Source organism: Streptomyces sp. NPDC028991, assembly GCF_055564775.1.
The window spans coordinates 1-16,129 of record NZ_JBVHVP010000018.1 but is presented as its reverse complement, the minus strand read 5'-3'; the positions used below and the strand labels follow the sequence as shown (position 1 = coordinate 16,129).

General features: G+C 71.5%; 14 protein-coding genes. 10 read left to right on the top strand and 4 right to left on the bottom strand.

All coding sequences use genetic code 11. The features are described from left to right. Window positions 1–162: 162 nt before the first annotated feature. From ACZ4V1_RS27810 to ACZ4V1_RS27800, 3 genes are all read left to right on the top strand, one after another. Window positions 163–804: a PadR family transcriptional regulator gene (locus ACZ4V1_RS27810; protein WP_468341092.1), complete on the top strand. Its 642-nt coding sequence runs from the start codon at window positions 163–165 to the stop codon at window positions 802–804. Window positions 805–879: 75 nt separating this feature from the next. Then, window positions 880–1,821: an ATP-binding cassette domain-containing protein gene (locus ACZ4V1_RS27805; protein WP_468341089.1), complete on the top strand. Its 942-nt coding sequence runs from the start codon at window positions 880–882 to the stop codon at window positions 1,819–1,821. An 11-nt stretch (window positions 1,822–1,832) separates the two neighbouring features. Further along, entirely contained in the window at window positions 1,833–2,600 is a 768-nt protein-coding gene (locus ACZ4V1_RS27800; RefSeq protein ID WP_468341355.1) for an ABC transporter permease, read from the top strand. A gap of 32 nt (window positions 2,601–2,632) precedes the next feature. On the opposite strand, the gene ACZ4V1_RS27795 is transcribed toward ACZ4V1_RS27800, so the two are convergent. Then, on the bottom strand, window positions 2,633–4,060 hold the full coding sequence (locus ACZ4V1_RS27795; protein WP_468341086.1) for a glutamate decarboxylase: 1,428 nt from the start codon (window positions 4,058–4,060) through the stop codon (window positions 2,633–2,635). 110 nt (window positions 4,061–4,170) lie between these two features. On the opposite strand from ACZ4V1_RS27795, the gene ACZ4V1_RS27790 reads away from it, so the two are divergent. Beyond that, entirely contained in the window at window positions 4,171–4,932 is a 762-nt protein-coding gene (locus ACZ4V1_RS27790) for a MerR family transcriptional regulator (protein ID WP_468341083.1), read from the top strand. A gap of 21 nt (window positions 4,933–4,953) precedes the next feature. Here the strand turns inward: ACZ4V1_RS27790 and ACZ4V1_RS27785 are convergent, their stop codons facing one another. Next, on the bottom strand, window positions 4,954–5,319 hold the full coding sequence (locus tag ACZ4V1_RS27785) for a YbjQ family protein (RefSeq protein WP_468341080.1): 366 nt from the start codon (window positions 5,317–5,319) through the stop codon (window positions 4,954–4,956). Window positions 5,320–5,455: 136 nt separating this feature from the next. On the opposite strand from ACZ4V1_RS27785, the gene ACZ4V1_RS27780 reads away from it, so the two are divergent. Beyond that, window positions 5,456–6,328: a DedA family protein gene (locus ACZ4V1_RS27780; RefSeq protein WP_468341077.1), complete on the top strand. Its 873-nt coding sequence runs from the start codon at window positions 5,456–5,458 to the stop codon at window positions 6,326–6,328. A gap of 93 nt (window positions 6,329–6,421) precedes the next feature. Here the strand turns inward: ACZ4V1_RS27780 and ACZ4V1_RS27775 are convergent, their stop codons facing one another. Both ACZ4V1_RS27775 and ACZ4V1_RS27770 read right to left on the bottom strand, forming a co-directional pair. Then, window positions 6,422–8,131, bottom strand: a complete 1,710-nt coding sequence (locus ACZ4V1_RS27775; RefSeq protein WP_468341075.1) for a threonine/serine exporter family protein — start codon at window positions 8,129–8,131, stop codon at window positions 6,422–6,424. A 118-nt stretch (window positions 8,132–8,249) separates the two neighbouring features. Then, entirely contained in the window at window positions 8,250–8,741 is a 492-nt protein-coding gene (locus ACZ4V1_RS27770) for an inorganic diphosphatase (RefSeq protein ID WP_007452023.1), read from the bottom strand. Window positions 8,742–8,865: 124 nt separating this feature from the next. Here ACZ4V1_RS27770 and dacB point away from each other — a divergent pair, with 124 nt between their 5' ends. From dacB to ftsH, 5 genes are all read left to right on the top strand, one after another. Beyond that, a complete protein-coding gene (gene dacB, locus ACZ4V1_RS27765) occupies window positions 8,866–10,416 on the top strand; it encodes a D-alanyl-D-alanine carboxypeptidase/D-alanyl-D-alanine endopeptidase (RefSeq protein WP_468341072.1) in 1,551 nt (516 codons plus the stop codon). Window positions 10,417–10,695: 279 nt separating this feature from the next. Then, the gene (locus tag ACZ4V1_RS27760; protein WP_468341070.1) at window positions 10,696–11,823 is read left to right on the top strand and encodes a zinc-dependent metalloprotease; all 1,128 of its coding nucleotides are present in this window, start codon (window positions 10,696–10,698) and stop codon (window positions 11,821–11,823) included. Window positions 11,824–12,016: 193 nt separating this feature from the next. Next, a complete protein-coding gene (gene tilS / locus ACZ4V1_RS27755; protein WP_468341067.1) occupies window positions 12,017–13,075 on the top strand; it encodes a tRNA lysidine(34) synthetase TilS in 1,059 nt (352 codons plus the stop codon). Between the two features lie 95 nt (window positions 13,076–13,170). Then, window positions 13,171–13,710: a hypoxanthine phosphoribosyltransferase gene (gene hpt / locus ACZ4V1_RS27750; RefSeq protein ID WP_238696629.1), complete on the top strand. Its 540-nt coding sequence runs from the start codon at window positions 13,171–13,173 to the stop codon at window positions 13,708–13,710. A 195-nt stretch (window positions 13,711–13,905) separates the two neighbouring features. Then, the gene (gene ftsH / locus ACZ4V1_RS27745) at window positions 13,906–15,951 is read left to right on the top strand and encodes an ATP-dependent zinc metalloprotease FtsH (protein ID WP_468341064.1); all 2,046 of its coding nucleotides are present in this window, start codon (window positions 13,906–13,908) and stop codon (window positions 15,949–15,951) included. Window positions 15,952–16,129: the final 178 nt, after the last annotated feature.

Below are 16,129 nucleotides of genomic sequence, written 5' to 3'. Positions count from 1 at the left end.
GACCGCCCGCGTGGATCGCGACCGCGCGCTCGGGCGCGACGATGCGCCCTCCCGCATGACGAGGCGCGCCGCGCGCTGCCGGAGGCGCCTCGGCCCGGGACCTGGTGGCGAAGGAGCGGGGCACCTCCTGGGAACGACCGTGCCCGGCCTAACCTGGACCTTATGTCAGTGATCCGACTCCTGGTGCTCGGCGCGGTCCGCCAGCACGGGCGGGCCCATGGCTACCAGGTGCGCAACGACCTGGAGTACTGGGGCGCGCACGAGTGGTCCAACGCCAAGCCCGGCTCGATCTACCACGCGCTGAAGCAGATGGCCAAGCAGGGCCTGCTGCACGCGCACGAGATCGCCCCGTCGACCGCCGGCGGGCCACCGCGCACCGAGTACGAGATCACCGACCAGGGCGCCGTCGAGTACTTCTCCCTGCTCCGGGAGTCCCTGACCGCCTACGACCAGAAGCCGGACGTGCTCTCCGCCGGGCTCGGCCTGATGGTCGACCTCGAACGCGACGAGGTGCTGGCGCTGCTGGAGGAGCGGGTCCAGGCCATCCGGAAGTGGCGCAGGTCCGTCACCGAGTACTACACGCCCGAGGACGGCCCCGGGCAGCTCGGCCACATCGGCGAGATCATGAACCTCTGGGTGCACTCCGCCGACACCGGCGCCGAGTGGACCCGCGCCCTCATCGAACGCATCCGCGGCGGCGCGTACACCTTCGCCGGGGAGGGCGAGCCGTTCGTCGGCGTCCTCGGCGAGGGCGAGGAGAACCCGTTCGCCACGGGGGAGCGGCATTCGGGAGACCACGGCTAATCAAGTTTGACCAATCCGGGAGCCGGGCATACGCTTCCAGGCAGGTAGTCAACTTTGACTAATGAGGGAGTGGTAGTGACCGACACGGCGATCACCGTCGAAGGGGCACGCAAGAGGTACGGCAGCAAGGACGCGCTGGACGGGCTCGACCTCACGGTCACGCGGGGCACGGTGCACGGCGTCCTGGGCCCGAACGGCGCGGGCAAGACGACGCTGGTCCGCATCCTGTCCACCCTGCTGCGGCCCGACGCGGGCCGGATCGAGGTGGCCGGGCACGACGTAGCGACCGACGCGTACGCCGTGCGGCTGCGCATCGGCCTGCTCGGCCAGCACGCCGCGCTCGACGAGGAACTCGGCGGCCGGCAGAACCTGGAGATGTTCGGCCGCCTCCACCACCTGGGCGCCCGGCGGGCACGCGCGCGTGCCGGCGAACTCCTCGCCCGCTTCGACCTCACCGACACCGGGCGCAAGCCGGTCAGCGCCTACAGCGGCGGCATGCGGCGCCGCCTGGACCTCGCCGCGTCCCTGATCACCGAACCGGAGGTGCTCTTCCTGGACGAGCCGACCACCGGCCTCGACCCGCGCGGCCGCGCCGAGGTGTGGGACTCGGTCCGCACCCTGGTGGGCGGCGGTACGACGGTCCTGCTCACCACCCAGTACCTGGAGGAGGCCGACCAGCTCGCCGACCGCATCTCGGTCGTCGACGCCGGCCGGGTCGTCGCCGACGGCACCGCGGACGAACTGAAGGCCGCCATCGGTGGCGACCGCGTCGACGTCGTCCTGCGTGACGCCGGGCAACTGGCCGCCGCGGCGACCCTGCTGCCCCTCACCGGCGTCCGCGTCGACCCCGACCGCCGGCTGCTCAGCGCGCCGGTCACCGACCGCATGGCGGCGCTCTCCGGCGTCGTACGGGCGCTGGAGGAAGCCGGCCTGGAGGCCGAGGACGTGGCCCTGCGCCGTCCGACCCTGGACGAGGTGTTCCTGCACCTCACCGACCGCACCAAGGAGGCCGTGTGAGCACGGGCACCATGAACTCCGCGACGTTCGCCCTGACCGACTCCTGGACCATGACCCGCCGCGAACTGGCCCGCTGGGCACGGCAGCCGATCGCGGTCGTCGTCAACCTGGTCTTCCCGGTGATGATGCTGCTGATGTTCGGCTACCTGGTCGGCGGCGGCCGGGGCGTGAGCGGCGACTACGTCGACTACCTGATCCCCGGGATGCTGGCCCTCACCATGGCCTTCGGTCTGGAGGGCACCATGGTCGCCGTCACCCGGGACCTCGACAAGGGCGTCGTCGACCGCTTCCGCTCCCTGCCGGTGGCCAACGGCGCGGTCCTGGTGGGCCGTTCGGCCGCCGACATGCTCCAGTCGGCGCTCGGGCTCACGGTGCTGATCGCCGTCGGGTACGCGCTCGGCTGGCGGGCGCAGGGCGGCCCCGGCGCCTTCCTGGGCGCGGTGGGCCTGCTGCTGCTCTTCCGGTTCGCGATGCTGTGGATCGGCATCCACCTGGCCCTGGTGGCCGGGAAGCCGGAGCTGGTGCAGGCGGTGCAGATCCTGGTCTGGCCGGTCGGCTTCCTGTCCAACGCCTTCGCCACCCCGGAGGCCATGCCGGGCTGGCTCGGCACGGTCGTCCAGTGGAACCCGATGTCCCAGACCGCCACGGCCGTACGCGACCTGTTCGGCGGCCCAGGCGGCGAGCCCGGCCACGTGTGGGCGGCGGTCGGGTGGCCGCTGGCCCTGCTCGCGGTGTTCTTCCCCCTGGCGGTGCGGAGGTTCGCCCGCCTCAGCCGCTAGCCAGGCCTCCCCGGCCGTGCCCCTGGCAGGCCCTAGTGGTGGAAGCCGGTCGCCGCACCCTTGTCGCGGGTCAGCGGGTGCGGCTGCCGGCGCAGCTCCGGCAGCAGCCGCTCCAGGTCCGCCATGAGCAGGTCGGCCATGTCGGCGGAGAAGCCGTTGCGGCACACCACGCGCAGCACGGACAGATCCTCGCGGTGCGGCGGGAAGGTGTACGCGGGCACCAGCCAGCCGCCCTCCCGCAGCCGCCGGGAGACGTCGAACACGTCGTACGCCGTCACGTCGTCGGCCGTCGTGAAGGCGAACACCGGCAGCTGGTCGCCGTGCGTGAGCAGCCGGAAGTCACCGAGCGCCGCCACCCGCCCGGCGAGCCCCCGCGCGATGTCCCGCGAGGCCTGCTGCACCGCCCGGTAGCCCTCGCGGCCCAGCCGCAGGAAGGTGTAGTACTGCGCGACCACCTGCGCGCCGGGCCGGGAGAAGTTCAGCGCGAAGGTCGGCATGTCGCCGCCCAGGTAGTTCACCCGGAAGACCAGTTCCTCGGGCAGTGCCTCCGCGTCCCGCCACAGCGCCCAGCCGACGCCCGGGTAGACGAGCCCGTACTTGTGCCCCGAGGTGTTGATCGAGGCGACCCTCGGCAACCGGAAGTCCCACACCAGGTCCTCGTCGAGGAAGGGCGCGACCACGGCACCGGAGGCCCCGTCGACATGCACCGGGACGTCGAGGCCCGTCCGTTCCCGCAACGCGTCCAGCGCCGCACACAGGTCGGCGACCGGCTCGTAGGACCCGTCGAAGGTGGAGCCCAGGATGCCGACGACCCCGATGGTGTTCTCGTCGCACAGTTCGGCGGCGGCCTGCGGATCGAGGTGGAAGCGGTCGCCCTCCATCGGCACCTGCCGGGCCTCCACCTCCCAGAAGTTGCAGAACTTGTCCCAGCAGACCTGGACGTTCACGCCCATGACGAGATTGGGCCGCACGTCTCTGCTCGGATACCGGTCGGCGTTCCGCAACGCCCATCGCCGCTTCAGGGCCATCCCGGCCAGCATGCACGCCTCACTCGACCCGGTGGTCGAGCAGCCCACCACCGCCGACGGGTCGGGCGCGTGCCACAGGTCGGCGAGCATCGCCACACAGCGCCGCTCCAGCTCGGCGGTGCGGGGGTACTCGTCCTTGTCGATCATGTTCTTGTCCCGGCACTCGCTCATCAGCACCCCGGCCTGCGGCTCCATCCAGGTGGTGACGAAGGTGGCCAGGTTCAGCCGCGCGTTGCCGTCCAGCATCAGCTCGTCGTGGACCAGCCGGTACGCCGTCGAAGGCGGCAGGGGAGCGTCGGGCAGGCGGTGTGTGGGCGGGGCCTCGGTCATGCCGCCGGTCGGGTCCGCCTGACCGTAGAAGGGGTTCGTGGCGAGGCGGCGCCGGGCGCGGTCGTCGTCCTGCGGTGGACGGGGCCCGTGATGCAGTGGCATGCGACCGACGGTAGGTCCGGGGCCCGGCCTCCGCACCCGGGCTCGCGCCGGGCTTGCACCTCACGTCACGTGAGGCGGCAGCGTGGAGGGCGCCAGAGAAGGGAGCGGAAGTGAGCTACTCCGTGGGACAGGTGGCCGGCTTCGCCGGAGTGACGGTGCGCACCCTGCACCACTACGACGACATCGGCCTGCTCGTACCCAGTGAGCGCAGCCGCGCGGGCCACCGGCGCTACAACGACGCCGACCTCGACCGGCTGCAGCAGATCCTGTTCTACCGGGAGCTGGGCTTCCCGCTCGACGAGGTCGCCGTCCTGCTCGACGACCCGGACGCGGACCCGCGCGCGCACCTGCGCCGCCAGCACGAACTGCTGACCGCCCGGATCGAGAGGCTGGAGAAGGTGGCGGCGGCCGTGGAGCAGGCCATGGAGGCACGCAGCATGGGCATCAACCTCACGCCCGAGGAGAAGTTCGAGGTCTTCGGCGACTTCGACCCCGACCAGTACCAGGAGGAGGTCCAGGAGCGCTGGGGCGGCACCGACGCCTACCGCCAGTCGCGGCAGAAGACCGCCTCGTACACCAAGGAGGACTGGCAGCGCATCCAGAACGAGGCCGACGAGCTCACCCGGCGCTTCGTCGCCCTGATGGAGGCCGGTGAGCCCGCCGACTCCGAGGCGGCCATGGACGCCGCCGAGGACCACCGGCAGGGGATCGCCCGCAACCACTACGACTGCGGGTACGAGATGCACACCTGCCTGGGCGAGATGTACGTCTCGGACGAACGTTTCACGCGAAACATCGACGCCGCGCGGCCGGGCCTCGCCGCCTACATGCGCGACGCGATCCTCGCCAACGCCGTCCGGCACACCTCCTGAGCGGTGGACGTGGCCCGGGTCTCACTCCCGGGCCACGACCACCGCCGTCCCGTACGCGCACACCTCGGTGCCCACGTCCGCGGCCGCCGTCACGTCGAAGCGGAAGGCCAGCACCGCGTTGGCCCCCCGCGCGTGTGCCTGCTCGACCAGGCGCTCCATCGCCTCGTTGCGGGTCTCGACCAGCGTCTTGGTGAGCCCGCGCAGCTCACCGCCGACCATCGACTTCAGCCCGGCACCGATCTGGCTGCCCAGGTGCCGGGAGCGCACGGTCAGCCCGAAGACCTCCCCCAGCACCTCCTGCACGCGATGGCCCGGCAGGTCGTTCGTGGTCACGACGAGCACCTCGGGCCGAGGACCCTGTCCGCCGCCGTATTCTTCAATACCCATGGTTCTCAGGTTTCCCCGGGGAACGTCACAGTGCACCCCCAGGACTCCCGTGGAACCTGGAACGCCACGGCTGCGTTATACGTTTGGGCAGCCAGGTCCCAGCCCGCCTCCCCCCAGCAGCAGGAGCCACAATCCCGTGACCACCCTTGCGCTCGGCCCCGAGTGGCTCAGCCCGGACTACCTGATCGAGACCTTCGCTCTGCCGGGCATCCTGCTCATCGTCTTCGCCGAGTCCGGACTCTTCGCCTTCCTGCCCGGCGACTCGCTGCTGTTCACCGCGGGCCTCTTCGTCGCCCAGGGCGAGTACATCAGCCAGCCGCTGTGGCTGGTGTGCACCCTGATCGTGCTGGCCGCCGTCATCGGCGACCAAGTGGGCTACATGATCGGCAAGTTCCTCGGCCCCAGACTCTTCAGCCGTCCCAACTCCAAACTCTTCAAACGGGAGAACCTGGACAAGGCCCACGAGTTCATGGAGAAGTACGGGCCCAAGGCGATCGTCCTGGCCCGCTTCGTGCCCATCGTGCGCACCTTCGCCCCCATCGTGGCGGGGGCCGGCCGCATGAAGTACCGCACCTTCCTCACGTACAACATCGTCGGCGGCGTGGCCTGGGGCTCGGGCGTCACCCTCGCGGGTTACTGGCTCGGCCAGATCGAGTTCATCCGGACCAACGTCGAGCCGATCCTCGTCCTGATCGTCGTCGTCTCGGTCGTACCGATCGCCATCGAGTACCTCCGCGAGCGAGGCAAGAAGAAGCGCGCCGCCGCGCAGCCGCGGCCGACGCCGGTCCAGCAGCAGTACCAGCAGCCCCAGTACCCGGTCATGGACGACGCCACGACCCAGCTCCGCAGGGTGGACCCGTACCCGCCCCAGCAGCCGCAGCCGCAGCCGCAGCCGCAGACCCAGCCGCCGCAGCAGCAGCCGTACGCCCCGCAGTACCCGCAGGGATACGGCCGGCAGCCGTACGGCGATCAGCAGAGCGGGCAGCACCCCTACAACCAGGGGTACTGAGGCCGCCTCAGAGCCGCGGGGTCCGTACCGGTGTGCGACCCCGCGGCCCCGAGCCCGTAGGCGGTCGGCGACGAAGGTGCACGGCACCCGTCGCTAGAACCCTCGCGTGCGCTTCGCCGCCCGGCGTCCCGCCGCACTCGCCGCGCCCGGCACCTTCAGGAACAGCCGCGAGATCTCCCCACCGAGGTTCACTCCGATGGCGATGGCCATGGCGAGCGCCACGGCCGTCGACAGGGACACCAGCCCCTTGTCGACCTCGCTCTGCGCGATCGCCAGCAGCCCGAAGTACGTCGCCGAACCGGGCAGCAGCGGCCCGATCGCCGCGGTCGTGTACGGCAGCGCCGACGCGAAGCGGTAGCGGGACATGAGCTGCCCGAACAGGCCCACGAGCCCCGCCGCGGCGGCCGTGGACGCCACCGGCGAGATGTCGCCGGCGTAGTGCATCGCGCCGTACACACTCCAGGCGACGCCCCCGTTCAGGGTCACCGCCAGCACGGTGGATCGTTCCTGCTGGAGCAGGATCGCGAAGGCCAGCGACAGCAGCATCGACGCGCCGATCTGGACGACCGGCTGGTCGCCCGTGCCGAGCGCGGCGTCCGGGTTGAGTTCGGCGCCCAGTTGGACGCCGAAGTACAGCACGATCAGCACCCCGGCGACGATGCTGACGAAGAAGTACATGACCTCCAGCAGCCGCGCGGACGCGGTGATGTAGAAGCCGGTCAGCCCGTCCTGCACGCCCGCGACCAGGGCCCGCCCCGGCAGCAGCGCGAACAGACCACCGGTGATGACGGCGGACGCCTTGACGTCGACGTGCGTCACCGTCAACGCGACACCCATGGCGGCCGGCGGCATCGCGGCCACCGCGAACTGGTAGAACTCGGGAAGCCCGCGCCCGGCGCACAGCCAGGCCAGCCGGTCTCCGAGCATCGAGCCGAGCATGGCCGCGAAGAACACCGTCAGCCCGCCGCCGACCAGCACCGACGCCGCGCCCGCGAGCAGACCGCTCGCCGTGGTCAGTACCCAGGTGGGGTACGGGTGCCGGTTACGGCGCATCTCCGCGAGGCGCCGGTAGGCCTCCTCCAGGGAGATGTTCGTGTCCGGGTCGCTGAGGTCGTCCACCAGGTGGAAGACGGCCGCGAGCCGCGTGTAGTCGGTGCCCCGGCGACGGACCGTCCGCGACGCCGTCACCGGGTCCTCGACCAGGGACGGCTGGTGGGAGATGGACAGCAGGGTGAAGGTGACGTTCGGTTCGCAGCGGTCCAGGCCGTAGGAACGGCACACGGCGAACATCGCCGCCTCCACGTCCTCGGCACCCTCACCGCCCGCCAGCAGCAGCTCCCCGATACGCAGGGTCAGGTCGAGCACGCGCGGCACGGCGGGGCCCGTGTCGTCGTCGTGCCGTTGCGCCGTCTCGGGCGCGGGCCGTTCGGCCACCGGCATGCGCAGCATGGCGCGCATCCGGTCCTGCCAGGGCACGTCCGTCAGGTTCACCGCCGGGAAGCCGCTCGCCGGGGTGAAGGTGGTCGGCGCGGTCCAGGCGCTGTAGGTGCTCGGCGTGATGAACGCCGACCCCTCGCCCTCCACGGGCGCGGCCGGAGGCGCGTCCAGCCCTTCGGGCAGCGCGAACTCCGAGGTCGTCTCGGACTCGGTGCCGGTGTGCCGCGGGACGGCCAGACCCTGCGGGATCTCGAACTCGGACGTCGTCGAGGACTCGCCGTCGATCGACGCCGCCGCGGAGCCGGGCGGCCGGAAGGCACTGCGGGCCTCGTCCGACTGCGGCTTGCGGTCCTCCGCCTCCGTCACCTGCGCAACGCTCCCTGATCCGTACACATCCTCCTGCCTGTAGCCCTCAGTATGCGCAGCCAAACGTGAACGGGCCGCACGCGTGAGGCGTGCGACCCGTTACGGGAGTGGCTCCTGATCAGTGGCCGCCCTGGTCCTTGAAGCGCTTGTAGGACCGCTCGATCTCGGCCTCGGCGTCGGTGCGGCCCACCCAGTCGGCGCCCTCGACGGACTTGCCGGGCTCCAGGTCCTTGTAGACCTCGAAGAAGTGCTGGATCTCCAGGCGGTCGAACTCCGACACGTGGTGGATGTCACGCAGGTGCTCCACGCGCGGGTCGGTCGACGGCACACACAGCAGCTTGTCGTCGCCGCCGGCCTCGTCCGTCATACGGAACATACCGATCGCGCGGCAGCGGATGAGGCAGCCTGGGAAGGTCGGCTCGTCCAGGATGACCAGCGCGTCCAGCGGGTCGCCGTCCTCGCCGAGGGTGTTCTCGACGAAGCCGTAGTCGGTCGGGTAGGCGGTCGAGGTGAAGAGGCGGCGGTCCAGGCGGATACGACCGGTCTCGTGGTCCACCTCGTACTTGTTCCGCGAACCCTTCGGGATCTCGATCGTGACGTCGAACTCCACCGGACGCTCCTCCATGATCAGCACATAGTTCTGGTGGTTAAGTGTCCCTCACGCAGGTGTGTGATCGCGAAAGGGGCTGGTGATAGTGCCAGAGCTGAGGCCTTGGCGGGCCGCGGGACCGCACGTGGCGCGCGCCGCGGACGCCGTACGTCCGCGCCTGGCACGCGCCGCGCGGGCCGCCAAACCGCGTCTCGCGCGGTTCGCGCGGGCCACGACGCCGCAGCTCGCCCGGGTCACCAGGCCGAAGACCTGGCAGTACACCGCCGGTGCCGCCACCGCCGGGCTGGCTCTCGCCGCCGGTGTGGTGACCGCCGCCGGCCCCTGGGACTCCACGGGTCAGCGTACGGCCGAGCGGGACCGGGCCGTCGCGCTGGAGCGCACGGGTGGCGTAGATCACGGCCGCGGGCCCGGGGGCACCGGTACGACGCCCGGGGCGCCCCGCCCCGCGCCGAGTGCGGACTCCGTCCTGGCGGGCCTCGGCGGCGCCGCCGGCGGCGTGCCGGGCGGCGTCAAGGCGGCACCGGACCGCGAGGCCCTCGCCGGCGTCCTCGGCCCCCTCCTGGACGATCCCGTGCTCGGCGACCGGCGCGCGGCGGCCGTCGTCGACCTCACCACCGGCAAGCGCCTCTACGGCCTCGGCGCCGACGTCCCCCTCACCCCTGCCTCCACCACCAAGATCGCCACCGCCGTCGCCGCCCTCACCGCCCTGGGCCCCGACCACCGCCTCACCACCCGCACCGCCCTGGAGACCGACACCGGTGAACTCCTCCTGGTCGGCGGCGGCGACCCCACCCTCACCGCGCGCAAGGACGCCCGGGGCCTCGCGAGCCTGCGCACCCTCGCCGGGAAGACCGCCGCCGCCCTGAAGAAGCGGGACGTGCGCGAGGTGACGCTGTCGTACGACACGACGCTCTACGCCGGTACGGAGACGCACCCGATCGGGGTCAACGAGAACCTCGCCCGCGTCACCGCCCTGATGGCCGACGAGGCCCGCACGGACGACTCCACCAGCGGCCCCGCCCCCCGCGTGCCCGACCCGGCCGCCGACGCCGCCCGCACCTTCGCCGGCTTCCTGGAGCAGCACGGCATCACCGCGTCGCCCCCCGGTCCCTCCAAGGCGACCGACCGCGCGGACACCCTCGCCACCGTCTCCTCGCCCCCGCTGGCGGCCCTGGTCGAGCGGATGCTGACCGACAGCGACAACGACCTCGCCGAGGCCCTCGCCCGCCACACCGCCCTGGCGACCGGCGAACCCGCCGACTTCGACGGCGTCTCCGCCGCCATCCCGGCCCGCCTGGAGCAGCTGGGCCTGCCCGTGCGCGGCGCCCGCTTCCACGACGGCAGCGGCCTGGACCGCGCCGACCGGATCACCGCCGGCCTCCTCACCGCCCTGCTGGCCGAGGCCGCCGACCCCGCCCGCCCCGAGCTCCGCCCCGTCCTCACCGGCCTGCCCGTCGCCGGCTTCACCGGCACGCTGACCAGCCGCTACACGGACGGAGCGGCCGGACTGGTCCGCGCCAAGACGGGCACCCTGACGGGCGTCAACACCCTCGCCGGGACCATGGTCACCGCCGAGGGCCGCCTCCTGGGCTTCGCCTTCCTGGCCTCCGACACCACCGACGCGTGGTCGGCCCAGACGGCCCTGGACCACTTGGCGACGACCCTGGTGTCGTAGCCGCGGGCAGCCGTGCCGTACGCCGTAGCCGCGGGCAGCCGTGCCGTACGCCGTAGCCGCGGGCAGCCGTGCCGTACGCCGTAGCCGCGGGCAGCCGTGCCGTACGCCGTGGCCGCGGGCGGTCGTGCCTGCCCCAGTGCCTGAACTGCCCGGGAGGCACCCCGCGACGCCGGGCCGCGCGTCCCCCGGCCCGCACCGGCACCGGCCGCCCACACGGCGCCCCACCCCACCGCCCGCCACAGCCTGCCCCCAGCGGCAGCGCTCACGTACCGTTGAGGAATGACGAGCATCGGCGCATCTTCCGGCATGGTCGACTGGAATCTCGCGGTGGCGACCGCGACCCGGCTCGTACGGCCGGGCCCCGAGGTGAGCCGCGACGAGGCCAGGGCCGTCGTCGCGGAACTCCGCCGCCATGCCAAGGCCTCGGAGGGACACGTCCGGGGCTTCACCCGTATGGCCACCGACGAGGCCCACGACACCCCCGTCCTCGTCGTCGACCGCCCCGGCTGGGCCCGGGCGAACGTCGCCGGGTTCCGGGAAATCCTCAAACCCCTGCTGGAGAAGATGCAGGAGCGGCGCGGCAGCAGCGCCGGCAACGCCGTCCTCGGCGCCGTCGGCGGCAAGGTCACCGGCGTGGAGCTGGGCATGCTGCTGTCGTTCCTGTCCTCCCGCGTCCTCGGCCAGTACGAGACCTTCGCCCCGGCCACCCGCGAACTCCCCGCCGGTGCGAACGGCGGCGGCAGGCTGCTGCTCGTCGCTCCGAACATCGTGCACGTCGAGCGCGAACTCGACGTCGAGCCCCACGACTTCCGCCTCTGGGTCTGCCTGCACGAGGAGACGCACCGCACGCAGTTCACCGCGGTGCCCTGGCTCCGCGACCACCTGGAGGGCGAAATCCAGTCGTTCCTCGCGGAGACCGACGTCGACCCCATGACCGTGCTGGAGCGGGTCCGTGAGGCCGCCCAGACGCTCGCCGGGGGCCGGCCCGAGGCCGAGGAGGACGACGGCGGCCGGTCGCTGGTGGAGCTGGTGCAGACGCCGGCCCAGCGGGAGGTTCTCGGCCGTCTCACCGCCGTGATGTCACTGCTGGAGGGCCACGCCGACTTCGTGATGGACGGGGTCGGGCCGGCGGTGGTGCCGAGCGTCGGGGAGATCCGCGAGAAGTTCCAGCAGCGCCGGGCCAAGGGCGCCTCCCGCCTCGATCTGGCACTGCGCAAGCTGCTCGGCCTGGACGCCAAGCTCCGCCAGTACCGGGACGGCGAGCGCTTCGTCCGGGCCGTCGTCGACGAGTGCGGCATGGACGGCTTCAACCGGGTCTGGACCTCGCCCAACACCCTCCCCACCAAGGCGGAGATCTCCAAACCGGCGGACTGGATCGCGCGGGTGCACCGCAAGCCGGAGTCGTGAGCCCCGCGGGCGGGGCGTGAAACGAATCCGGCCGACGGCAGTCGAACGCCCCTCCAATCACCCGTCCGAGGGACCGTGAGCCCTCGACAGGCGTGCGATGCTCGGGGAACGGCCCGTTTCTGTCACCATCTACACACTCTGCGTGACCGAATCTCGGGTTCACCCCCCGACAACTTCATGAAGGGCACCGGACATGGGTCCCCATCCTGCGGTCGCGGCGATACGCCTGGCGGTCCGCCGCGTCCTCCACGACATCCTCACCGAACCGAACACCACGGCCGGCGTTCCCGCCGCGACGGCCGCCGATCGCGCGCCCGAACGCGCGGCCGGGCCCCCGACGTCACCGCTCGTGCTCGTGGCGTGCTCCGGTGGCGCCGACTCCATGGCGCTCGCCTCCGCCCTCGCCTTCGAGGCCCCCCGGCTCGGTGTCCGCGCCGGCGGCGTCACCGTCGACCACGGCCTGCAGAACGGCTCGGACCTGCGCGCCGAAGAGGTCGTCCTGCGCCTGCGCGAACTCGGCCTCGACCCCGTCGAGGCCACCGCCGTGACCGTCGGCCGCGGGGGCGGGCCCGAAGCCGCCGCCCGTGACGCACGCTACGCCGCCCTGGACGCCGCCGCCGCCCGCCACGGCGCCGCCGCCGTCCTGCTCGGCCACACCCGCGACGACCAGGCCGAGACCGTCCTGCTGGGCCTCGCCCGCGGCTCCGGCATCCGCTCCCTGTCGGGCATGGCCGCGGTCTCGGGGGCCGGCGGCCGTTACCGCCGCCCCTTCCTCCAGGTCGACCGGCAGACCGCCCGCAAGGCCTGCATGGTCCAGTCCCTGCCCGTCTGGGACGACCCGCACAACGCCGACCCGGCGTACACCCGTTCCCGGCTGCGCCACGAGGGCCTGCCCGCCCTGGAGAAGGCCCTCGGCAAGGGCGTCGTCGAGGCCCTCGCCCGCACGGCGCAACTCTCCCGGGACGACGCCGACGCCCTCGACACCTGGGCCCGCCAGGCCGAGGCCGGCGTCCGCGACTCCACCGGCGTACTGGAGTGCGCCAAGCTCTACGCCCTCCCGCCCGCCGTACGCCGCCGGATCCTGCGCCGCGCGGCCATCGAGGCCGGTGCCCCGGCCGGCGCGCTGTTCGCCCGCCACATCGAGGAAGTCGACCGGCTGATCACCGGCTGGCGCGGTCAGGGGGCCATCAACCTCCCCGGCAGAGTCGTCGCCCAGCGCCAGGGTGGCAGACTGGTGATTCGGCAAGGCTGAATCCGGACCCTCCCACCGATCCGCGTACGGATCACCGGGGCGCTCCGGAGTGGCCGGTGGGACGACCGAAAGTGATGCGGGTGGACGCGAACGACATGGGTGCCGACCTCGAGAAGGTACTCATCACCAAGGAAGAGATCGACGCGAAGCTGGCCGAGCTGGCCGCGAAGATCGACGCGGAGTACGCGGGCAAGGACCTGCTCATCGTCGGCGTGCTGAAGGGCGCCGTGATGGTCATGGCCGACCTGGCCCGGTCGCTGTCCACCCCCGTCACGATGGACTGGATGGCGGTGTCCTCGTACGGCGCGGGCACCCAGTCCTCCGGCGTGGTGCGGATCCTCAAGGACCTCGACACCGACATCAAGGGCAGGCACGTCCTGATCGTCGAGGACATCATCGACTCCGGCCTGACCCTGTCCTGGCTGATCTCCAACCTCGGCTCGCGCGAGCCCGCCTCCCTCAAGGTGTGCACGCTGCTGCGCAAGCCCGACGCCGCGAAGGTCGCCATCGACGTGGAGTGGGTCGGTTTCGACATCCCCAACGAGTTCGTCGTCGGCTACGGCCTCGACTACGCCGAGAAATACCGCAACCTGCCCTTCGTCGGTACGCTCGCGCCCCACGTCTACGGTGGCTGACGCGGCGCCGTGACGGGCTCCTGAGCGTTTCGGGGGGCCACCGGGAACCCCGGAGGCCTCCGCGCCGTTGGAGCATGCAGACGGGACGCCAGCGGTCCCGTGCGGCTGAGGGCCGCCGCGCTGGGGTACCGTCGGAAGAACTGTCTTATCAAACTCACTATGGCAGGAGGGACGGGGCGCCACCGCTCCGTGTGGATGGACGTGAAGCGATACTTCCGTGGGCCAATCATGTGGATCGTGCTGGCCGTCCTTGCCGTGGTCGTGTTGATGCAGGTCGTCGGCTCGTCCGGCGGCTACAAGACGGTGGACACGGGCCAGGTTGTCCAGGCGATCAACGACAACAGGGTCGAGTCGGCCAAGCTGACCACCGGCGACGAGCAGACCATCAAGGTCCAGCTCAAGGACGGTCAAAAGGTCGAGGACAGCTCGAAGATCCAGGCGAGCTACATCGGCGACCAGGGCGTGACCCTCGCCAATACGCTGCAGAACAAGTACCAGGACAAGCAGATCCCCGACGGCTACACGGTGTCGCCGTCGAAGCAGAACCCGTTCGTCGGGATTCTGCTCTCCCTGCTGCCGTTCGTCCTGATCGTGGTCGTCTTCCTGTTCCTGATGAATCAGATGCAGGGCGGCGGCTCCCGGGTCATGAACTTCGGCAAGTCCAAGGCCAAGCTCATCACCAAGGACACCCCCAAGACGACGTTCTCGGACGTCGCGGGGTCCGACGAGGCCGTCGAGGAGCTCCACGAGATCAAGGAGTTCCTCCAGGAACCGGCCAAGTTCCAGGCCGTCGGCGCCAAGATTCCCAAGGGTGTGCTGCTGTACGGCCCGCCCGGCACCGGCAAGACCCTGCTCGCGCGTGCCGTCGCGGGCGAGGCGGGCGTGCCGTTCTACTCGATCTCCGGTTCCGACTTCGTCGAGATGTTCGTCGGTGTCGGTGCCTCCCGGGTCCGTGACCTGTTCGAGCAGGCCAAGGCGAACGCGCCCGCCATCGTCTTCGTCGACGAGATCGACGCGGTCGGCCGTCACCGCGGCGCCGGCCTCGGCGGCGGTCACGACGAGCGCGAGCAGACCCTGAACCAGCTGCTCGTCGAGATGGACGGCTTCGACGTCAAGGGCGGCGTGATCCTCATCGCCGCGACGAACCGGCCCGACATCCTCGACCCGGCGCTGCTGCGCCCCGGCCGATTCGACCGGCAGATCGCCGTCGACCGCCCGGACATGCAGGGCCGTCTGGAGATCCTCAAGGTCCACCAGAAGGGCAAGCCGGTAGCCCCGGACGTCGACCTGTCGGCCGTCGCCCGCCGTACGCCCGGCATGACCGGCGCCGATCTGGCCAACGTGCTGAACGAGGCCGCCCTGCTGACGGCCCGCAGCGACCAGAAGCTGGTCGACAACCACATGCTGGACGAGGCGATCGACCGGGTGGTCGCGGGCCCGCAGAAGCGGACCCGGATCATGTCGGACAAGGAGAAGAAGATCACCGCCTACCACGAGGGCGGACACGCCCTGGTCGCGGCGGCCTCACCGAACTCCGACCCGGTTCACAAGATCACGATTCTGTCCAGAGGCCGGGCCCTCGGCTACACGATGGTGCTCCCGGACGAGGACAAGTACTCGACCACGCGCAACGAGATGCTCGACCAGCTCGCCTACATGCTGGGCGGCCGCGCGGCCGAGGAACTGGTGTTCCACGATCCGACGACGGGTGCCGCCAACGACATCGAGAAGGCCACCGGCCTGGCTCGCGCGATGGTCACGCAGTACGGCATGACCGAGCGTCTCGGCGCGATCAAGTTCGGTGGCGACAACACCGAGCCGTTCCTGGGCCGTGAGATGGGTCACCAGCGCGACTACTCGGAAGAGGTCGCCGCGCTGGTCGACGAGGAGGTCAAGAAACTCATCGAGACGGCGCACAACGAGGCCTGGGAGATCCTCGTCGAGAACCGTGACGTCCTCGACAACCTCGTGCTCGCGCTGCTGGAGAAGGAGACGCTCGGCAAGGAGGAGATCGCCGAGGTCTTCGCCCAGATCGTCAAGCGTCCGGCCCGGCCCGCCTGGACCGGCTCCTCCCGGCGCACGCCCTCGACCCGTCCGCCGGTGCTCTCCCCGAAGGAGCTCGCCCTGACGAACGGAGCGAACGGCGCGCCGGCGGCGATCTCCACCGCCAAGAGCGCCACGCCGGAGCCGGCTCCGGCCCCGGCTCCGGAACGAGCCCCGGAGGACCGCCCGGAGAGCTGACTCAGCCCCTCCCGGTGGCCCCACCAGGCCCGGAATGTATGCCGCGCCCCCCAGGTTCTAGCCTTGGGGGGCGCGGCATTTCCGTATGCCGACCGCAGGACAGTACAGGAACGAGGCATCAGATGACCGACCCCGTGACGCTGGACGGCGAGGGCCAGATCGGCGAGTTCGACGAGAA

Excerpts from the sequence above, each read along its gene's own strand:
- ftsH (WP_468341064.1), top strand. The coding sequence starts at position 13,906 with ATGGACGTGAAGCGATACTTCCGTGGGCCAATCATGTGGATCGTGCTG.
- hpt (WP_238696629.1), top strand. The coding sequence starts at position 13,171 with ATGGGTGCCGACCTCGAGAAGGTACTCATCACCAAGGAAGAGATCGAC.
- ACZ4V1_RS27795 (WP_468341086.1), bottom strand. The coding sequence starts at position 4,060 with ATGCCACTGCATCACGGGCCCCGTCCACCGCAGGACGACGACCGCGCC.
- ACZ4V1_RS27760 (WP_468341070.1), top strand. The coding sequence starts at position 10,696 with ATGACGAGCATCGGCGCATCTTCCGGCATGGTCGACTGGAATCTCGCG.
- tilS (WP_468341067.1), top strand. The coding sequence starts at position 12,017 with ATGGGTCCCCATCCTGCGGTCGCGGCGATACGCCTGGCGGTCCGCCGC.
- ACZ4V1_RS27810 (WP_468341092.1), top strand. The coding sequence starts at position 163 with ATGTCAGTGATCCGACTCCTGGTGCTCGGCGCGGTCCGCCAGCACGGG.
- ACZ4V1_RS27785 (WP_468341080.1), bottom strand. The coding sequence starts at position 5,319 with ATGGGTATTGAAGAATACGGCGGCGGACAGGGTCCTCGGCCCGAGGTG.
- ACZ4V1_RS27800 (WP_468341355.1), top strand. The coding sequence starts at position 1,833 with ATGAACTCCGCGACGTTCGCCCTGACCGACTCCTGGACCATGACCCGC.